Origin of the sequence: Paenibacillus solanacearum (assembly GCF_910593845.1) — a bacterium.
Taxonomy (GTDB): domain Bacteria; phylum Bacillota; class Bacilli; order Paenibacillales; family NBRC-103111; genus Paenibacillus_G; species Paenibacillus_G solanacearum.
In genome coordinates this window covers 67,878-84,567 of sequence record NZ_CAJVAS010000019.1, presented here as the reverse complement: position 1 = coordinate 84,567, position 16,690 = coordinate 67,878, and the positions used below count along the sequence as shown (strand labels likewise).

The following is a 16,690-nucleotide window of genomic DNA, read 5'->3' as shown; positions in this document are numbered from 1 at the left end:
ATTTTTTATTTTGTTACAAGTTGTCTCGGAAATCAAAAAACAACCGGTATGGGCACCGATTGTTTTTATAAAATAAGTTATCTTTATAAGTCGATGGGCATGACGGCGAAGTCACCACGCAGCTCCCGCTCCCGCTTTTCCGGAGAACCGGTTGACTTTAAAACGAACGGCCAGTATGCATTCGACTTAGGCGCATAAATCCATTATTTCTCTGCATGGGTGGGTTGCTATTATACGATCCCACCGATGCACCGGTGGGGTATGGGAGGATATAAAAATGTTTAATATGGGAGATGAAGAGCATCATCGCTTTGAAGACGCCCCGAACAAGATCAGTCCTGCTCCGAATCTGAAAATACAGACCAATGAATCGCGGGCTGTATGGCGGCTGCTTACCAATCGCACGCTGCTGCCCCGGCATCTGGGGCGGCGGGCAGAGAAAAGCGCCTTAATGAGGGGCCATTTATTCTTCGAGTTCGTCCAGTTTGAGCACCATGTTATAAAGTTCACCTTTGCCTGGCTGTCGGGATCTGACCTTGAACCCATACTTCTGATAAAATTCAACGGCGTTTGGTAACGCTTCAATTGTTAGAAAATTACACCCGCTTATTTTGGCGATATCTTCCACCAACTCTACAACCTCACCGAGCAAATATTCTCCATATCGTTTTCCTCTATGTCGGACATCCACGCCGAGGTAATGCAGCTTAACCGCCGGAAACAAATCTAGCCCATCCGGAAGATTCCACCCGTGTTTCGTCATCTGATTCGAAAACACATGAACATGGTCGTTATATAACGCAAAATACCCGACTAAGTTTTGATTTACATCAAAATATAGCCGGGTAACCGCTGATCTTAATTGATGCAGTTTTAAGGCTTGCTCTTTCAGAAAGAACTCAACACTGATTTCATCTGAACAGTCGAATCCATCAATGAGCTCCTTAATTTCCGAGGATATATTGTTAAACGTAAGCATGCTCCAGGAATTACTTCCTTTCCGGTGCTCGTTTATGAGTTTTCATCAATTTACGTAACCGATCCAATCCGGGATCCGCAGTTTTCTTCTTGCTGGTCGCATAACTGATGAAGTTCTGCATTTCCGCTTCGGTCTCAAACTCCAAGTGTGTAGGACGAATTGGTTTAATAGCCGTAGTCATCTTATGGCGACCTCCTTTCGAGTCATTACGCTCTGTCATACCGGATCACTCCCTTTCTTGGTACAAGCTTGTCCAATAGAAGGTATTGTTAATCCTTATAAAATATGACCGCTATAATGTAGTGTTCCTGAGTGGTTCTGAATGGACCTGAATGGACCTGAATGGACCTGAATGGACCTAGCTACATCATACCATCATCGTGTTTTTCTGTCGATAGGTCCGCTCTATTTGCCCCTTATTTAACCCCATCCGTTGATCCCAATAGGCTCATGGTCGCTTCAAAATCTGAATTTTCATCATCTCCTAATCGAATCATTTTCCCATCTATAATAATCCTGCCGCCGAGAACATCCACCGAACCGAATTCAGAGAACTGGCATCAACCAAGTATCAATGATAGTAACATGGTTTTTATTAACAGACCGTGACCATCTGACATACCAGGATACCCCTTGTTGGAGGCAATAGATTACCGTACCCAATTTGAGGCAGGTCTTTGTCTAAGTGCGAATCATAACGGAGTTGTCTTTTTTGCTTTCCTTACGATGTAGGGTACAAAATGCAAGGAGCATGCCGGCGGACCGTACTGTCGCATGCGAAGAAAATGGTGGTAGATGTAATACCCTATTTTGTCATTGCCGATCGAGGTTATGACATGAACAACATCCTCGAACCAGCGAAAGTGTGATTGGTGGCTCTACAAATAACGCCATCTCGTGGAATGGTTATTCAACATACTCAAACATTATCGCAGGCTGGCTTAAAAAACAACCAGTGTGGATCAAATACAACCGCCAAAATATTACATTTTTTATAGACACCCGAACCGTTCTTTCAATAGAGCGATTTTTGCATGAAATGTATATTCATGGTAAGTTGTTGAGTAATTGTTGAGTATCCACATTGTAAAATGGAGGAAATTTTTGTCGATTGGAGAGACTGCGGTATTGCTGTTCTTTATCGCGCACAGAGAAGTTGCTGACGAGGAGTTTCATAGTCAGGCTAATCTAGGCGGGAGGTATGATAGGTAGCAAATGCCGTACCCAATTCATAGTTTCAAAGGTCGGCAGCCGCAAGCTGTCGATCAAGAAGCAAGAGCATTCAGGGAGTCGAGATATGAGTTACAAGGAGAGAAGATAATGTCGATGATGAGACGCAGCCCGGCTAATACTAGAGCGGTTGCCGTATGGATGAGCTTTTTGCTAGTCATTCTTTCGTTAGTACCCTTCGCGGCCTTTGGGAGCAAGGCTTACGCCGGTACGGTACTATACACACCCGTTCCAGAGGTAACACCGGGTTATACCGGTCCTTTGACCTGGACGAACTATACACCACCGATTGCACCGGGTTCCATTCCGGGAATGACAGAGTTTTATCAGCCGTACTTCTTGGACATTGACGATGAGGATAATGTCTACGTGACGAAAACCATGATAGGCCTTACCTCAAAAGGTAAAGTAGAGAAAATTTCGAGCAACGGCCAGGAATCCACCGATATTTCCTACGATGCTAATCTCAAAAATCCGATAGGTATCGCCGTGGATAAAGACGGGAACGTATACGTGTCCGATAATAGCCAGGTTGGAGGAGTCTCTACCAACAAGGGCAGAATTTTAAAGCTGCCTCATGGAAAGACCTCATGGGTGGATATAACTCATGGCGAAACGTTTAAGTATGCTCTAGGCGTTGCGGTAGATAAACAAGGCAATGTGTACGCCGTTGACAGCAGGCCTTCCTCTTCTCCTCCGGCGGGAACTGAGCGTATTCTGAAGCTTCCTAGCGGAAAGTCGTCTTGGGCAAATATTACAACTACACCTACACCATTCTCTAATCCTATCGACATTGCAGTAGATGGCGAAGGAAATGTATTTGTCAGTGATTTGTCGACCGGCAGCGGGAAAATTTTCAAAAGGCCGGTCAACGGTACAACTTGGACGAACGTTGCGCCAACGAATGTATCAGGCGGCCTTCCTTTCTTAATTTACGGTATCAACGTCGATAAATTCGAAAACGTGTATGCGATGGGCCTAGCTAACAGTAAAGCTATGAAGCTGGGTTATAATGGAGGGCCGAGTGGCTGGACCGTTGTTGACGTCATGTCCAATCATTTCTCCCCGATAAGCAATTTCGATGTTGCCGCAGACAGCTCCGGATATTTATATACAACGAATTTCATTACAGGCAACGTGGTCACACTGATGGCGGCTATCATTTACGACGGCAACGGTGGGACAGGAATCCCTCCTGTTGACAATACCGGATACAGGCTGAACGAAACGGCTACCGTATATGGGAATACAAGTAATCTGGTGAAACAAGGTTATGTGTTTAACGGCTGGAATACGAAAGCCGACGGCACGGGTACGACTTACGCTCCTGGCGAAACTATCTCTTCCATAACGCAAAGTATGACACTATATGCGATTTGGTCGCAGGGTTATACGATGACTTATATCGGCAACGGAGATACGGGTGGCAGCGTTCCGGTTGACAACAATCAGTATCCTCCGGATGTAACGGCTACCGTAAAAGGAAACACCGGCGGACTTGTAAAAGCAGGGCATACGTTCGGAGGCTGGAACACGAAAGCCGACGGCACGGGTATAACATACGCTCCTGGCGATACGATTACTGCCATAACGCCAAGCATGAAACTATATGCGATCTGGTCGCAGGATTTTACGATGACTTATAGCGGCAATGGTAATACAGGTGGCAGCGTTCCATCTGACAACAACCCGTATCCTTCGGGTGCAACGGCTTCCGTAAAAGGAAACACCGGCGGACTTGTAAAAGCAGGGTATACGTTCGTCGGCTGGAACACGAAAGCTGACGGCACGGGTATTACATACGCTCCTGGTGATACGATCACGTCCATCACGCAAAATATGACACTTTATGCGGTCTGGTCGCAGGATTATACGATGACTTATAACGGCAATGGCAATACGGGTGGCAGCGTTCCGGTTGACAACAATCCGTATCCTCCGGGTGTAACGGCTACCGTAAATGGAAACACCGGCGGACTTGTAAAAGCAGGGTATACGTTCGGCGGCTGGAACACGAAAGCCGACGGCACGGGTATTACATACGCTCCTGGCGAAACAATCTCTTCCCTAACGGAAAGTATGACACTATATGCGATCTGGCCGCAGGTTTTACCGGATGTGACGAATGCCACTTATTCGGCCACGCCAACAAGCATCACCTTGAACTGGAACAATCCTTTGGCGGCAATGAACGGAATTAAAATTGTAGATGGAAAAGGGGCTGTCACGACATCTGTGACAACCCATACGTATACTTTTACAGGATTGACGCCCAATACGCCATACAGCTACAAGATTATCGTACTGGATGCTTGGAATATGGAATCGATAGGCGTGACGGTCCATGCGTCAACGACAGCCGCACCTTTACCGATTCTAACAGGTCTATCGGTTACCCCTGGACAAGCTAGCTTGAAGATTGGCGAAATCACGGCTTCGGTCGTAACGGCTACGTATTCTGATCTTACAAGTGCTGTAGTTACGCCGCTTGTGGCATGGAATACGGACAATCCTAATGTCGCTTCCGTTTCCGCTAGCGGTGTCATCACGGCCAAAGCCTCGGGTTCCGCTACCATCACAGGGGTACTCGGTAATTATACGGTTACCGTAGCGGTCACGGTATCGCCTGCCCCAGTGCCGGTCATCATAACTTCGTTGTCCGTTGACCCGGACAGCGCCCAGATGGAGCAAGGCGAGCAACAGCAGTTGAAGGTCACAGCAGCTTACAGCAATCATACGACAGCTGATGTTACCGCATCGTCCGGTTACGTAACCACCGACGAGAATATCGCCGTTGTGAATGCAGCCGGCATCCTTACGGCCGTAGGATATGGAACTGCTGAGGTTTTCGTTTCGTTCGAGGGGCAATCCCGAACGGTCGCGGTCAACGTCGTCATGCCAAATGAGGATAGCGCCGGCAGCCCAGGCACTTCCGCTCCATCGGCTCCTGCCGCCGAAACAGAAGAGCCCGCGAAGCCGACATCCAGCCCGCCGGTCTCCCCGCCGGCCGAGAACGTGTTTAGAAGCGAGGCTGTACAGTCGGATGGCAATGTTGTAGATAACATTCGATCAAGGATTGAAAAAGCGCAAAATTCTGGGGGTACCGTACCGTTTACCGATATCAATCAGCATTGGGCTGCAAAGACGATCGATACATTCGTTCGGCTGAATGTTATCGAAGGATATGAGGATGGTAAATTCAAACCGGATGGAAACATCACCCGCGCCGAGTTTGCAGCGATTATTGATCGGGTGTTTCAGATCAGCGCCGGTGCACGCGATTCATTGGTTGTCATGAACGATATTGATAACCACTGGGCTAAAGATGTCATTGAGAAGCTCACAACTGCGGGGATCTTGAACGGGTACGGCGAAGAATTCCGTCCTGACCATACGATCACCCGGGCTGAGATGGTCGCTATTATTAGCCGGATTGTGAATATGAACGTTGTAAAGCAAAGTGATGCAGTTGGCACATTTACGGATATTAGCCATTCGTTTGCTGCCACACAAATTCAAGACGCCGCTAACACCGGCATTATTACGGGGAAAAGCGGGGATGAATTCGAGCCGGAAGCTCCTTCTACCAGGGCGGAAGCGCTGACGATCATATTGAATACACTGAATTTAAACCCTGAGATCAAGACGCTGCTGGATGGGTCTAAGTGATAGGACTTGGCTTTAGGACCGAGGGGCTTGGACCTTCTAAAGCGGATACGGCCTAGCAGCCGCTAAATGACGCTTCGGCCTGTGATCTGCTATTTTGAATGGCAGGTCACAGGCTTTTTTAGCCGACCGCAGTAGAGAAGCCTCTCCCGTATCATATATGTATCAAAGCTTTGATTCAAAAGCTCGCCAATTGCATAGTTGCGCTGCTTATTGTAGTCTTCGTCAGTATCTACGCGAAAGATACGTCTGAATTTAACTTGTCTTGGGGAGGACTGTTTTTATTCGGGCTGCTATTCTTGCTACCCGCCTACTTCTCTTTGCTTCATCCATATCGCAGTTACGCTTATTTGCTCCCAATCCCTTTATTAGGCTATCTATTTTGCATATTGGAATGGGTCAACACCCCGAACGTGAGTTTTTCAGGAATGGGCGTACTGCTCGTCTGTTTTCTAATATCAGTCATAACCTATGCGATATTTGGAGTAGGTGTAGTAATCTTATGGTTTACCGGTAAAAGATCACTCCGAAAAAACAGCTGATGAATGAACAGGAGGATAATCCCGATGAACGTCGTGATGAGGCAATCATGCATCCTGTTAACTTTCGGCAGGTGCAAGTCTGCAATCGGATTGCTTAGACACAAGAAAAATAGCCCGGAATATGGGCTATGAGTGGGCTATCGTCTCTTGATAGCTTTCCTGTATAGTCGTTCCACCTTATGAACCTGTTTCTTAATGTTATGCTCTCTAGCCACGTAAGCGCGGGCGGCTCTCGTCATGCGCCTCCATTGGTTCCTTTTCTTCAGCATCCGCTTCATTTTCCTCGCTAAATCCTTTACACTGCCTTGCCTCGCCACAAAACCTGTCTTATTATGCCTTACCAGTTCCGGAATGCCGGAGTGATTGGTTGAGACGACAGGGAGCCCAGAGGCCATCGCTTCCACTAAGGAATTAGGGATTCCCTCCTGATCGCCGTCTTTAGCGGTTTTGCTGGCTAATACGAAGATGTGCGCCTTGCGAAGAAGCTTGCGGACGCGGCCATGCGATACTTTCCCCAGCAGCCGCACGGAGGAGGATAAACCGTGTTTCCGGATGGACCGCTTCAATTTGGAGCGCAGAGGCCCCTCTCCGACGATACTGAGGCGGGCTTTAGAATAACGGCGATGAACCTTGGCGAATGCTTTGACCAGTACATCCATCCCTTTTTTCGGAACTAACCGTCCGATGGAAAGAAACTTGATGCTTGCCTTTCGTTTTGGCGTCTTTCTCAGCTTGAAGGGGAATTTCCGCAGGTCAATCCCGGTTCGGATGACCCTAATTTTCCGCCGTGGACACCTAAGCGCAGCGACTTTCCTTTTCATGCGGCTTGAGACGACCAGGACGAAGGAGCTGTGTTTGAATACGGCGCGCAGCTTGCGTCTGTAGCTTTTTTTCCGTAACTTGGAGGATACGTCTTTTCCGTGAAAGGAAGTGATCATAGGAATTTTCGTTTTCCGTTTATAAGGAAGGATGCGAATGGCGGAAGTGCCGAAGTACGCATGAATGACGGATGTTTTTTTGCGTTTCATAAAGGAAGGCAGGTTCGATATTTTCCTTAACTTATAAATGCGGCGGAATGGAAACCGGGAGCGGTACTTCACCTTGTCGGCGAGAACGTACCCTTTGAAATGCTTAATATGTTTAATACGCTCGTATATAAAGGTTTCGGTCGGGTTCAAGTACGTGTTCTTTACGTGGGCTACGACTCTTTTTCGTTTGCTCATGCTTACCGCCTCCTGCTAACCTTGCGGTACACCCGGTTGATTTTGCGAATGACGCTGCTCCAAGAAAATCGGGCGACCGCCCGCCTGCGGCCGGCTGTTCCGAGTCTTCGCGCGAGCTTGCGGTTATTCAGCAATTTGTGGATATATTTTGCCATTCTTTTGGCATTCCGCGGGTTATTGACGAGATAACCGGTTTTCTTGTGGACAACCACCTCCGATATGCCGCCCCGCCTGGTTGACACAACCGGGAGCCCCGAAGCCATAGCCTCCAGATTGACACGGCCGAAAGGTTCTTTCCATACGGAAGGACAAACGAATACGTCGGCTACTGCATAATATTGCGCAACTCTTTTAGGCGAAACAAAACCTGTAAACCGCACATGTTTTTTTCCGAGCGCCCGCTTGGCTCTTCTTTCTATTTTTCTAAAATAGACGTTTTTCCAGCGTACGCCATGATCCATCCCCCCAACGATGATGACAAGCAGATTTTTATTTCTTTTCTTAGCGATCCGGGAGGCGCTGATTAACGTATTTAATCCTTTCTTTTTATGAATTTTCCCGACAAAGAGGACGACCTTCCTGCCCTTTACCTTCAATTTCCTTTTGAGTTGGTTCAGCCGCCGGGGGTTGCTCCACTTCATGATGAATTTGCCGGTGTCGATGCCCAGATGAACCGTTGTGATTTTGCTGCGTTTGACTTTACGAAACCGGCGAAGGGCGTCCCTTCTTGTAAAATTGCTGTTGGCGATAAAGAAATCCGTCTTCTTCATGCCTTTCCGCCAGCCGCGCCGCTTTCTCTCATCAAGCGTGTTATGAAGATTCAGCAAATACTTTGATCTCGGGGACACTTTATGAAGGCTCCGAATAAAATGGGGGCGGTTAAAGGTGTGGATAATCGGAAAATGCCTTCTTCTAACCTTTTTCCGTACGCGTTTAAGATAATTTTTCTTTTTGATTCGATAAACTTTGACCCTCCTGCCGTAAGGGTTCCGTTTGCCTCCGCCCCTGGGAGTGAAAAGGGTAATTTTATGCCTTTTGGACAAGCGGCGGACGACCTCGTCGATATACAGTTGTACCGCGCCTCCTCGAACCGGCGGTACGGGGCGGGTCTCAGGCGCTACGATGGCGATTTTCATCATATTCTCCTTTCCTAATATCACAGAGAGAACATCTACACAGATAACCATTAAAAGGATATTCAGAAAATGGGTGAACGGAATGGGCGAAAGCCAATGTTCGCGGATCATTTTTTGTATCTACGGCTCAAGATCGCTAGGTGAAGGCCGAAACAGGACGATGTTCTTGGCAAAAAAGCTTGGAATACCATGGACCTGTTCTATTATTTTATTTTAGTTGACAATGATAATCATTATCATTTAAAATTTGAGCAGTAACGCTTGTGAGCTGGTTGTCAGTCTTCCTTCCTACAAGCAGCAGGCTCTAGATGGATTCAACTGTATAGAACATGATGGAGACAGGAGAGAGTATCGATGGCAAACGTGATCTTGATTTATGCAAGCATGACGGGGAATACGGAGGAAATGGCCGATGCGATTGCTGACGGCATTCGCGAGGAAGGCGGAGAACTGACGATGAAATCCGTGTTGGATGCCAATGCTTCCGAGCTGGAGCAATACGACGGAATTGTGCTGGGCGCATACACGTGGGGAGACGGCGATTTGCCGGATGAGTTTCTGGATTTTTACGACGAAATGGATGACGTCGAGCTGTCGGATAAAAAAGCCGCCGTATTCGGGTCCTGCGATTCTTCTTATTCGGCATACGGAGCTGCTGTAGATACATTGATCGAAAAGCTGGAAGAACGGGGGGCTGAGGTCGTGCTGCCCGGGCTGAAGGTCGAATTGACGCCGACTTCGCAGCAAATCGAAGAGTGCAAAGCGTTCGGCAAACAGCTGGCGCGGCATGTGGCCGGCACCGCTTGATCTGTGCCTAAGCCATAATAAAAGATCAGAAAGCTGGATCTCCGGTTCAAACTTGTACTTTCTTATAAAAAAGAGGCTCCCGGCACAAGGAGCCTTCAAAGTATAAAGCGCAGATCCGAGGAGGATTGGCGCTGAAAAACCGAGATGATATCGGGAAATCGTTACAAGTTGATTATATTACAGCTTGCGGCCTGTGGACATGTTGAAAAGAAATGTACTGTATGACCATTATGAATACGTTTCGTGAGAATTCTTATCTGTATTCAATAAAATGAGCAAAGGCAGAGCGCCTCTTGCGAAAGGTACTAAGGTTTATCCTGGTGTCTTTCCGGAGGCGCTCGTCTGTTGTAGGCACGTCCCTGACCGAAGCCCAAGCAGCCCCGACTTCCGCAGCTGAAAAATAAGCCTCAAGGAGGATTACTGTCGGATTATGACGAATATATAGCACGATGGGGTTGGCGGAGAAAGGCAGGGGAATGGCGCATTTTAAACCTATTGTTCTTCTTCATGTTCATTGGTCTGACTGCGCAGGGCATTTATTTGAGATTGAAAAACAAAGAAAGTCCTTTAATCCTATGGACAACGTTGATCCTGATTTGCAGCGGATTGGCGGGGCTGCAGGTCATTCTGGAACGGGTCGCTATTCCTTATTTATACCGGAGCGCAAGTCCCTCCGTCGTGGATACCGCGACATTATGCGCGGGCATCCTCAATTTTGCCATCAGCACGTTTCCTTACTATGCCATATTGGTTGTGTTTCTTAGATTTAACGGTTTGTTTCTTTACAACAAATGGATGCATGTCTTGTTAAGCTTGCCGATCTGGTTAACGCTGTTCTTCTATACGGACCTGTGGGGGAATCGGGTGCAAAATTGGTTCGTTGCAGTATGGGGAGCGGGGTATATGCTTGCGGCGATCGGACTGGTTCTGCGGTCGGTCCTGACCGAGAAAAACCCGGAACGACGGCTGCATCACAGTATGATTGGACTCATTTTTATAGTGCCGGTCGCTATTGTGAACGCATATCAATTTGCGCCAGGCTCGAACAGCGAACTTTGGCTTCGGATCATCCCAATTATTTGCTTCGTCAGCATGGCGAGCGTCATCCTGTTGTACGTGCGGGGTTCATTTCTCGGAGTAAAACGTAGGTCCATTCAGTCCATTCATATCGGCACGTCGCTGATCCAGCATTCTTTGAAAAATACGATCGGGAAAATAAAGCTGAATGCGTTGAATATACAAAAGAGCCTGGATAAGCAGCAGTATACCGATATTGAGCGTTATGCCGACCAACTGCTCAAAACGTACGATGAGATGATGGGGACGATGGCCCGCATCTCGCAAGCGGTAAACGATACGGCAGTTGTCCAAATGAAGGAGCATAATGTGTCCGATATTGTGGAGGAGGTTGTCCGAAGCCTAAGCGTGTACCCCGGAATACGTGTGGAGAAACATTATGACGCCCTGCCGCTCATGGTAGACCGTGCGGTGTTCACCGACTGCCTGCACAATATAGTCAATAATGCGGTTGAGGCTATGAAGGAGGCCGGGACGATCCGGATTGCACTGGAATGCCGGAAGAAGACCGCGATGTTGTCGATCAGCGATACGGGGCCCGGCATGGATCCGCTGCAGTTGCAAAACGTGTTCGAACCGTTTCATTCAACAAAGTACAGGTCGGGGAAGCATTTCGGTCTGGGGATGTACCAGGTCAAGAAGGCGATGGACGCCCATAAAGGGAAAATCGAGATCCGGAGCAGGCTGCAGCATGGAACGACTGTCAGACTCATACTCAAGCGAAGTAGGGAGGGAGGTCACGATGGAAAAGCTGAAGGTGCTGTTCGTTGAAGACGATCCGGATTGGCAGGAAGGTATCAGGAATTACTTGGAGGGGAATAAGGAGATCGACTTGTTCTCCATAGCGTCAACCGCCGAGGAATGCTTTGCGGTGCTGCGCCAGGAGCGGGTGGACGTCGTATTGATGGATATTTTTCTTGGCGACCGGCAAGCAAATGGGCTGGACGTCACCTTGGACATCACGATTCAATTTCCGAATGTAAAGGTCATCATGCTGACTTCGCTCGATAAGGACGACGATATTTTTAACGAGGCGTTTATGAACGGGGCATATGAGTATATCTATAAGCATGAGTTCGAACTGCTGCCCGATACGATCGTGAGTGCCAAGAGGAACGGAACGCATAAAATCGGGGAACGGTTACGGAAGCTTGTGTATGAGAAGAAGAAAAGCTTGCTCAGCAAAGGAGACAGAGAGCTGCTTAAGCTCATTACGGCGGGAAAGACGCAAGCAGAAATTTCCGAAAGGCTCTGCATCAGCCTTGCCGGCGTCAAAAAGCATATCGGAAGATTGATGAAAAAATTTCAATGGAGAGGCACTAGTAAGGAACTGGCGGATAAATGCCGGAAATGGGGCTTGCTCGAGTAAAGAAGACATGTGTTCTGCGGAACCATGTCTTTTTTTTCTACTTTGAAGGACTCCGATAAGGAGTTTTTTTATTATCGTGGCTTTGATCGGGAAGTTTCCATTTGAAGCTGCCGCGAACAGGTGGACAAAAAAATGTACACTTATGCCCTTCAACTGAAATCCTTATAATTTCTGTATTAGTTTATAACGATGGCGGTAATACTGTTCGTCACCGAAAGCCGGCGGGACTTTTATTCAGGGATAACGATCAGCACGCTGCAATACAAACTTGAAACCAAACGTTTCCTGGCGTGTTCGTGACCGCCGGGGTCCGGCTACGGAAACGCAGAGGGGAAGTGATGCCTGTTGGTATGGAAATTGAAATCCCGAAGCACACAAGGTGCGCCGGAGGCGGAGGCGAAGCGGAACCTTCCCGTGTCGCGGGGAGCCTCGCCCGTGGATTATGCGAATCACGGAAACCGCCGGGCGCAGCAGCTTGTCAAGGAGCAGATGGCCGCCTCTAAGGAGCGAGCCCCCGAGAGGAACAAGGACCCTGAGGAAAGCGGCGCCTCCGAAACGCAGCTGACAAGGTCGCTGCGCAATCTTGGATACGGGGAAATATATCAGTGGCTTGTCTACAAGGCGAACCGGCAGGGGAAAGCACCGCTATTGGGCTTTTTTGACGGCTTGACCGTGCTCCAGCAGATCGAGGCGATCAAGAAAATGGCCGGAACGACAGGCAAGCCCTCGCTGGATGTGTTCACCGATAAAATGTCGACGCGAAACAATATGCTGTTCAAAAAAACGGTGGATTGGGATAAATTTTCAGTCGCCTGCCGGGAAGCGAAGAAGCTGAGGACAGACGATGTCACCGCGGACACGGCGGGCGATTATGCGGGATATGCCGCAACCGGCGGGTCGGTTGCCCTGTCAGCCGGGGACAAGCTGGCGAATATGGCCGTTGGAGCAGGGGATGTGACGAAAGGGCTTGCCCAGACAGGCGCAGGCCTCAGCGCCCTTGGAGCAGCGGTGCAGGCTTACCAGGCTTATGACCAGCACTCGTCGAGCCTCAGCGCCTTCGATGCCGTGCACAATATCGGAACCGAAGGTGTGGCCGGTATGGCGGATCTCACGCGGTACACGGCGCAGGCTGCTTCGCCCGGAAGCGCTGTGGGAGAGGCTGTCGCTTCTGGAGCAGCCACAGCGGTGGCCGGGGCTGCCGCGATCATCGGCGGTGCCGTTTATTTGGCCGGAGGCGTCGCCGGCTACAGGATGCATGACAAGCGGGAGAAAAATTTGTCCCTGCTCCAAACGGAAGCCGATGTGAAGGATGATCCGATGCTGTCGCGGGCCGCTTCCATCGGCGGGGAGACGCAAGCCCTTAACCGAACCAAGAGTGCGGCGACGGCGGCCAAAGGAGCGGCGATGATCGTAGGCGGGGCGCTGCTGCTTGCGGGCGGACCGGTTGGATGGATCATGATCGGGGTAGCGGGGGCTATCAGCGGCGCAGCTGCGATCTACAAGTTTCTTAAGAACCGCCAGCGCAGGGAAGAAGTGGTGGATCGTTATATCGATTTGAAGGGCCATATGATCGCGTCTGATTTTAAGGATAAGGACAAGCGCAGCGCATCCCGAGAAAAGCTGCTGGGGGAACACGGATTCAACAGTATTTCCCAATGCTACACGCAAATCATTGCGGAGCTTGCATTTGGCATATATGAAAAGGCCGTTAAAGGCGACGATCCCGAATATCGGACGCTGCTGGAGAATATCGGGCTTGTCGTGAACCGGAAGAAAGGCGAGCCGAAGCCGGAGCTGATCGCCAAGAAGCTTAGCGGATGATTCAACACATACTTTCAGGCGGGGAGGACTCCCGGTGAATTGTCGGAACGATATATTGATGTTATTACAGGCTTGTCAGCGGCTTTATGAGACGGTTGGCATCCCTGGCAGGTTGGCGGAATCGGCAGAGGATACTGCGTATTCATCGCTTGTACTGTCGTTCGACGCGATTGGGCGATTCAACAGGAGTGTAAAGACCGAATTGAATAGGATCCCCGGTCTGGAAGCGGAGCAGGAAGGGATCCATATACTGCAGATTTTTGCCAGCTCGCTTGACTTGAACCGGAATGACCGCGAGAGCGAGCCATCGTATCCACCGGATCTATACCGCACGGTGAATCGCCTGAATGTCAGCTTGCCGCTGGGGGCGTTCGGATTGATGGAGGATGAGGCGGTCTTATTTTATAAATTAAATGTCTTGCTGGACTTGAAACAAGATTTGGGATGGAACACACAGCTGATCGACCGCAATATCGGGCTGCTGCTGCATATCCATGACGTATTCATCGATACGCTTGAGGAGGTTGCGACGGGAAAGCTTTCGTACGATAGCGCCATAAGCCGTCTAAGACTACCGTAAAGAAGCATTGAATCTGGCTGCCGAATGGAGACATGCTGCCATGCGTTACTTGAGCTTCTCAAGAGAACCCTACGCTCACCCGATGGACCATCTGGCGGATGAATTGATTCGGCTCGACATGACGCTGGAACTTGAATTGCAGCGCATGAAGTCGGCGTTCCAAGGACTGGGAGGGTGTTCGCTATACAGGGTGCCTATGAGCGCGGAGGAAGCGGAGGCGCTGCTCGAGGACGATACGATGCCGCAGGAGCTTGCTTCCGAGCATCCAATGCTGCTGGAGCGGCTGGACCAAACCATCGCTTCCCGGCTATTCATCTCGGGAGAGCACGGTATGCAGCTCCCGCTTGTTCAACTGCAGCGCCGCTTTCGTCTAAGCGAGCTTGACATGCGGTTCCTGGTCGCCGCCGTCGCTCCGCATGCGCATCGCAAATATGGACTGCTGTTCGCATATATGCAGGGTGATGCGGCAAGCCAGTATGCAACTCTCGGCTTTATCATGGAGCTATGCGCCCGGAGCGGGCAAGAGCGCAGAGCGGTGCTGGAGCAAGTAACAGCTGCTTCGGGCCGTCTGCACATGCTTGTTGATAAGGAAGCGCTGACGGGACTGCCTGCATCTTCGCTTCTGATGACGCCGCTCCTGTTGGATCAGCGCGTCGTTCACTATATTCTGGGTCTGGATTGGGCGTATGAAGGCGCGTTATCGCAGATGCGTCTGTATTCGGACGAAGAGAACGCTCATTTGCCGCCCTCGCTGACAACGAGCGGGGCGCTCGAATATATGTGCCGTTATTCGGGGTCATATCAAGCCAAGTCATCCGCGCTGATCTGGATGCTGCACGGGCCGCCCGGGGCCGGCAAAACGTATCATGCCCGTCAAGTCTGCGCGGCGCTGCGACGCCCGCTGCTGGAATGGGACCTTAGCGGCGCTCCGACAGAGGCGCAGGCGTTCGCGAAGGCGGTTGACCGAATGCTGCTGGAAGCGAAGCTGCAGCATGCGATTCCCGCCTTCGACAAGCTGCACGAGCTGTCTTCGTCCGAGCCGCAAGATGGACAGGACAACCGGCGGTCAGCGCTATTGCGCCGCTTGGCTTCATGGGAGGGGATTGCTTTTCTTTGCGGGGAAACAAGCTGGAAGCTGCCTGAGCTGCCGGTCTCCACCATCTGGCTAGATATTCGGCTGGAACCGGCCGATTTGGAGGAAAGGCGGCAGCTGTGGAAGGCGGCAGCCGGCGACAAGCTTCCGATCACGGAAGAGGAAGCCGGATTGCTCGCCTGGAAATTTCGCTTCACGATCGGTCAAATGCTTCAAGCGGTCGGAGAGGCGCAGAAGCGGGAGGCATGGCGAGCCGTCTCCGAAAAGCCGGAGTCACAGGCACCCCGCCCCGCGAAGCAGCTTCATCAGGCGGCTTACCGGCTGATCAGCCACCGTTTGGAGGATAAAGCGGTGAAGCTGACGCCGGCCTTCGGCTGGGACGATCTTATACTGCCCGATGATACGGTGCAGCTGCTGCGGCAGGCATGCGGCAGAATACAGCTGGGGCATACCGTCATGACGAAATGGGGCTTCGATCGCAAGCTGGCCTACGGCAAGGGCGTCAGCATGCTTTTCACGGGTCCGCCGGGCACAGGCAAGACGATGTCCGCGATGGTCATGGCGCGGGAGATGGATGCGGAGCTGTATCGCGTAGATCTCTCCCGGGTGGTCAGCAAGTACATCGGCGAGACGGAGAAGCATTTGAGCGATATTTTTGACCAGGCCCGGTTGAGCGGAGCGATCCTGTTCTTCGACGAAGCGGACGCGCTGTTTGGCAAGCGCTCTGAGGTGAAGGACGCGCATGACAAATACGCCAATATGGAAACTTCGTATTTGCTGCAAAAGATGGAGGAGTACGACGGGATTACGATACTCGCCACGAATTTTGCGCAAAACCTTGACGAGGCGTTCACGCGCAGAATCCAGTTTATTATCAAATACCCGTTTCCTGACGCTGCCCAGCGCGAGCAGCTGTGGCGCTCGACCTTCCCTCCCCTGCTTCCCGTCGGCGACATCGATTACACCTTTCTCGCCCAAACGTTCGATCTGTCGGGAGGCTCGATCAAAAATATAGTCCTGACCGCCTCGTATTTGGCGGCAAGCGAAAGAGAGTCGGTATCGATGAAGCAGCTGATCGAGGGAACGATTCAGGAATACAAAAAGACCGGCAAGCAGCTGCTCAAGGATCGGCTTGGAGCGTATGCCGGGTATTGGAAAGGGTGACGC

11 protein-coding genes are annotated in these 16,690 nt (G+C 50.4%); 7 read left to right on the top strand and 4 right to left on the bottom strand.

All coding sequences use genetic code 11. The features are described 5' to 3' along the window. Positions 1–463 precede the first annotated feature (463 nt). A complete protein-coding gene (locus KXG62_RS19755; RefSeq protein ID WP_218093729.1) occupies positions 464–979 on the bottom strand; it encodes a GNAT family N-acetyltransferase in 516 nt (171 codons plus the stop codon). 10 nt (positions 980–989) lie between these two features. Beyond that, a complete protein-coding gene (locus KXG62_RS19750) occupies positions 990–1,160 on the bottom strand; it encodes a hypothetical protein (RefSeq protein WP_218093728.1) in 171 nt (56 codons plus the stop codon). 1,139 nt (positions 1,161–2,299) lie between these two features. Between KXG62_RS19750 and KXG62_RS19745 the strand changes: the two genes are divergently transcribed. Further along, the gene (locus KXG62_RS19745; protein WP_218093727.1) at positions 2,300–5,878 is read left to right on the top strand and encodes an InlB B-repeat-containing protein; all 3,579 of its coding nucleotides are present in this window, start codon (positions 2,300–2,302) and stop codon (positions 5,876–5,878) included. Between the two features lie 676 nt (positions 5,879–6,554). Here KXG62_RS19745 and KXG62_RS19740 read toward each other — a convergent pair. Together KXG62_RS19740 and KXG62_RS19735 are read right to left on the bottom strand one after the other, a co-directional pair. Continuing rightward, positions 6,555–7,640, bottom strand: a complete 1,086-nt coding sequence (locus tag KXG62_RS19740) for a glycosyltransferase (RefSeq protein WP_218093726.1) — start codon at positions 7,638–7,640, stop codon at positions 6,555–6,557. A gap of 2 nt (positions 7,641–7,642) precedes the next feature. Continuing rightward, positions 7,643–8,776: a glycosyltransferase family 4 protein gene (locus tag KXG62_RS19735; RefSeq protein WP_246627542.1), complete on the bottom strand. Its 1,134-nt coding sequence runs from the start codon at positions 8,774–8,776 to the stop codon at positions 7,643–7,645. A 354-nt stretch (positions 8,777–9,130) separates the two neighbouring features. Between KXG62_RS19735 and KXG62_RS19730 the strand changes: the two genes are divergently transcribed. From KXG62_RS19730 to KXG62_RS19705, 6 genes are all read left to right on the top strand, one after another. Then, the gene (locus tag KXG62_RS19730) at positions 9,131–9,583 is read left to right on the top strand and encodes a flavodoxin (RefSeq protein ID WP_218093724.1); all 453 of its coding nucleotides are present in this window, start codon (positions 9,131–9,133) and stop codon (positions 9,581–9,583) included. A 540-nt stretch (positions 9,584–10,123) separates the two neighbouring features. Continuing rightward, a complete protein-coding gene (locus KXG62_RS19725; RefSeq protein ID WP_218093723.1) occupies positions 10,124–11,431 on the top strand; it encodes a sensor histidine kinase in 1,308 nt (435 codons plus the stop codon). Further along, positions 11,403–12,029 carry a response regulator transcription factor gene (locus KXG62_RS19720; RefSeq protein ID WP_218093722.1) on the top strand — a complete coding sequence of 209 codons (627 nt, stop codon included), beginning with the start codon at positions 11,403–11,405 and terminating at the stop codon, positions 12,027–12,029. Before KXG62_RS19725 ends, KXG62_RS19720 begins: the two co-directional genes overlap by 29 nt. 345 nt (positions 12,030–12,374) lie before the next feature. Next, positions 12,375–13,850 carry a hypothetical protein gene (locus KXG62_RS19715; protein ID WP_218093721.1) on the top strand — a complete coding sequence of 492 codons (1,476 nt, stop codon included), beginning with the start codon at positions 12,375–12,377 and terminating at the stop codon, positions 13,848–13,850. 202 nt (positions 13,851–14,052) lie between these two features. Beyond that, positions 14,053–14,430, top strand: a complete 378-nt coding sequence (locus KXG62_RS19710) for a YbjN domain-containing protein (protein ID WP_218093720.1) — start codon at positions 14,053–14,055, stop codon at positions 14,428–14,430. 40 nt (positions 14,431–14,470) lie between these two features. Beyond that, positions 14,471–16,687 carry an AAA family ATPase gene (locus KXG62_RS19705; RefSeq protein ID WP_218093719.1) on the top strand — a complete coding sequence of 739 codons (2,217 nt, stop codon included), beginning with the start codon at positions 14,471–14,473 and terminating at the stop codon, positions 16,685–16,687. The last annotated feature ends 3 nt before the right edge of the window (positions 16,688–16,690 follow it).

Excerpts from the sequence above, each read along its gene's own strand:
- KXG62_RS19755 (WP_218093729.1), bottom strand. The coding sequence starts at position 979 with ATGCTTACGTTTAACAATATATCCTCGGAAATTAAGGAGCTCATTGAT.
- KXG62_RS19740 (WP_218093726.1), bottom strand. The coding sequence starts at position 7,640 with ATGAGCAAACGAAAAAGAGTCGTAGCCCACGTAAAGAACACGTACTTG.
- KXG62_RS19750 (WP_218093728.1), bottom strand. The coding sequence starts at position 1,160 with ATGACTACGGCTATTAAACCAATTCGTCCTACACACTTGGAGTTTGAG.
- KXG62_RS19730 (WP_218093724.1), top strand. The coding sequence starts at position 9,131 with ATGGCAAACGTGATCTTGATTTATGCAAGCATGACGGGGAATACGGAG.
- KXG62_RS19745 (WP_218093727.1), top strand. The coding sequence starts at position 2,300 with ATGTCGATGATGAGACGCAGCCCGGCTAATACTAGAGCGGTTGCCGTA.
- KXG62_RS19720 (WP_218093722.1), top strand. The coding sequence starts at position 11,403 with ATGGAAAAGCTGAAGGTGCTGTTCGTTGAAGACGATCCGGATTGGCAG.
- KXG62_RS19735 (WP_246627542.1), bottom strand. The coding sequence starts at position 8,776 with ATGAAAATCGCCATCGTAGCGCCTGAGACCCGCCCCGTACCGCCGGTT.
- KXG62_RS19705 (WP_218093719.1), top strand. The coding sequence starts at position 14,471 with ATGCGTTACTTGAGCTTCTCAAGAGAACCCTACGCTCACCCGATGGAC.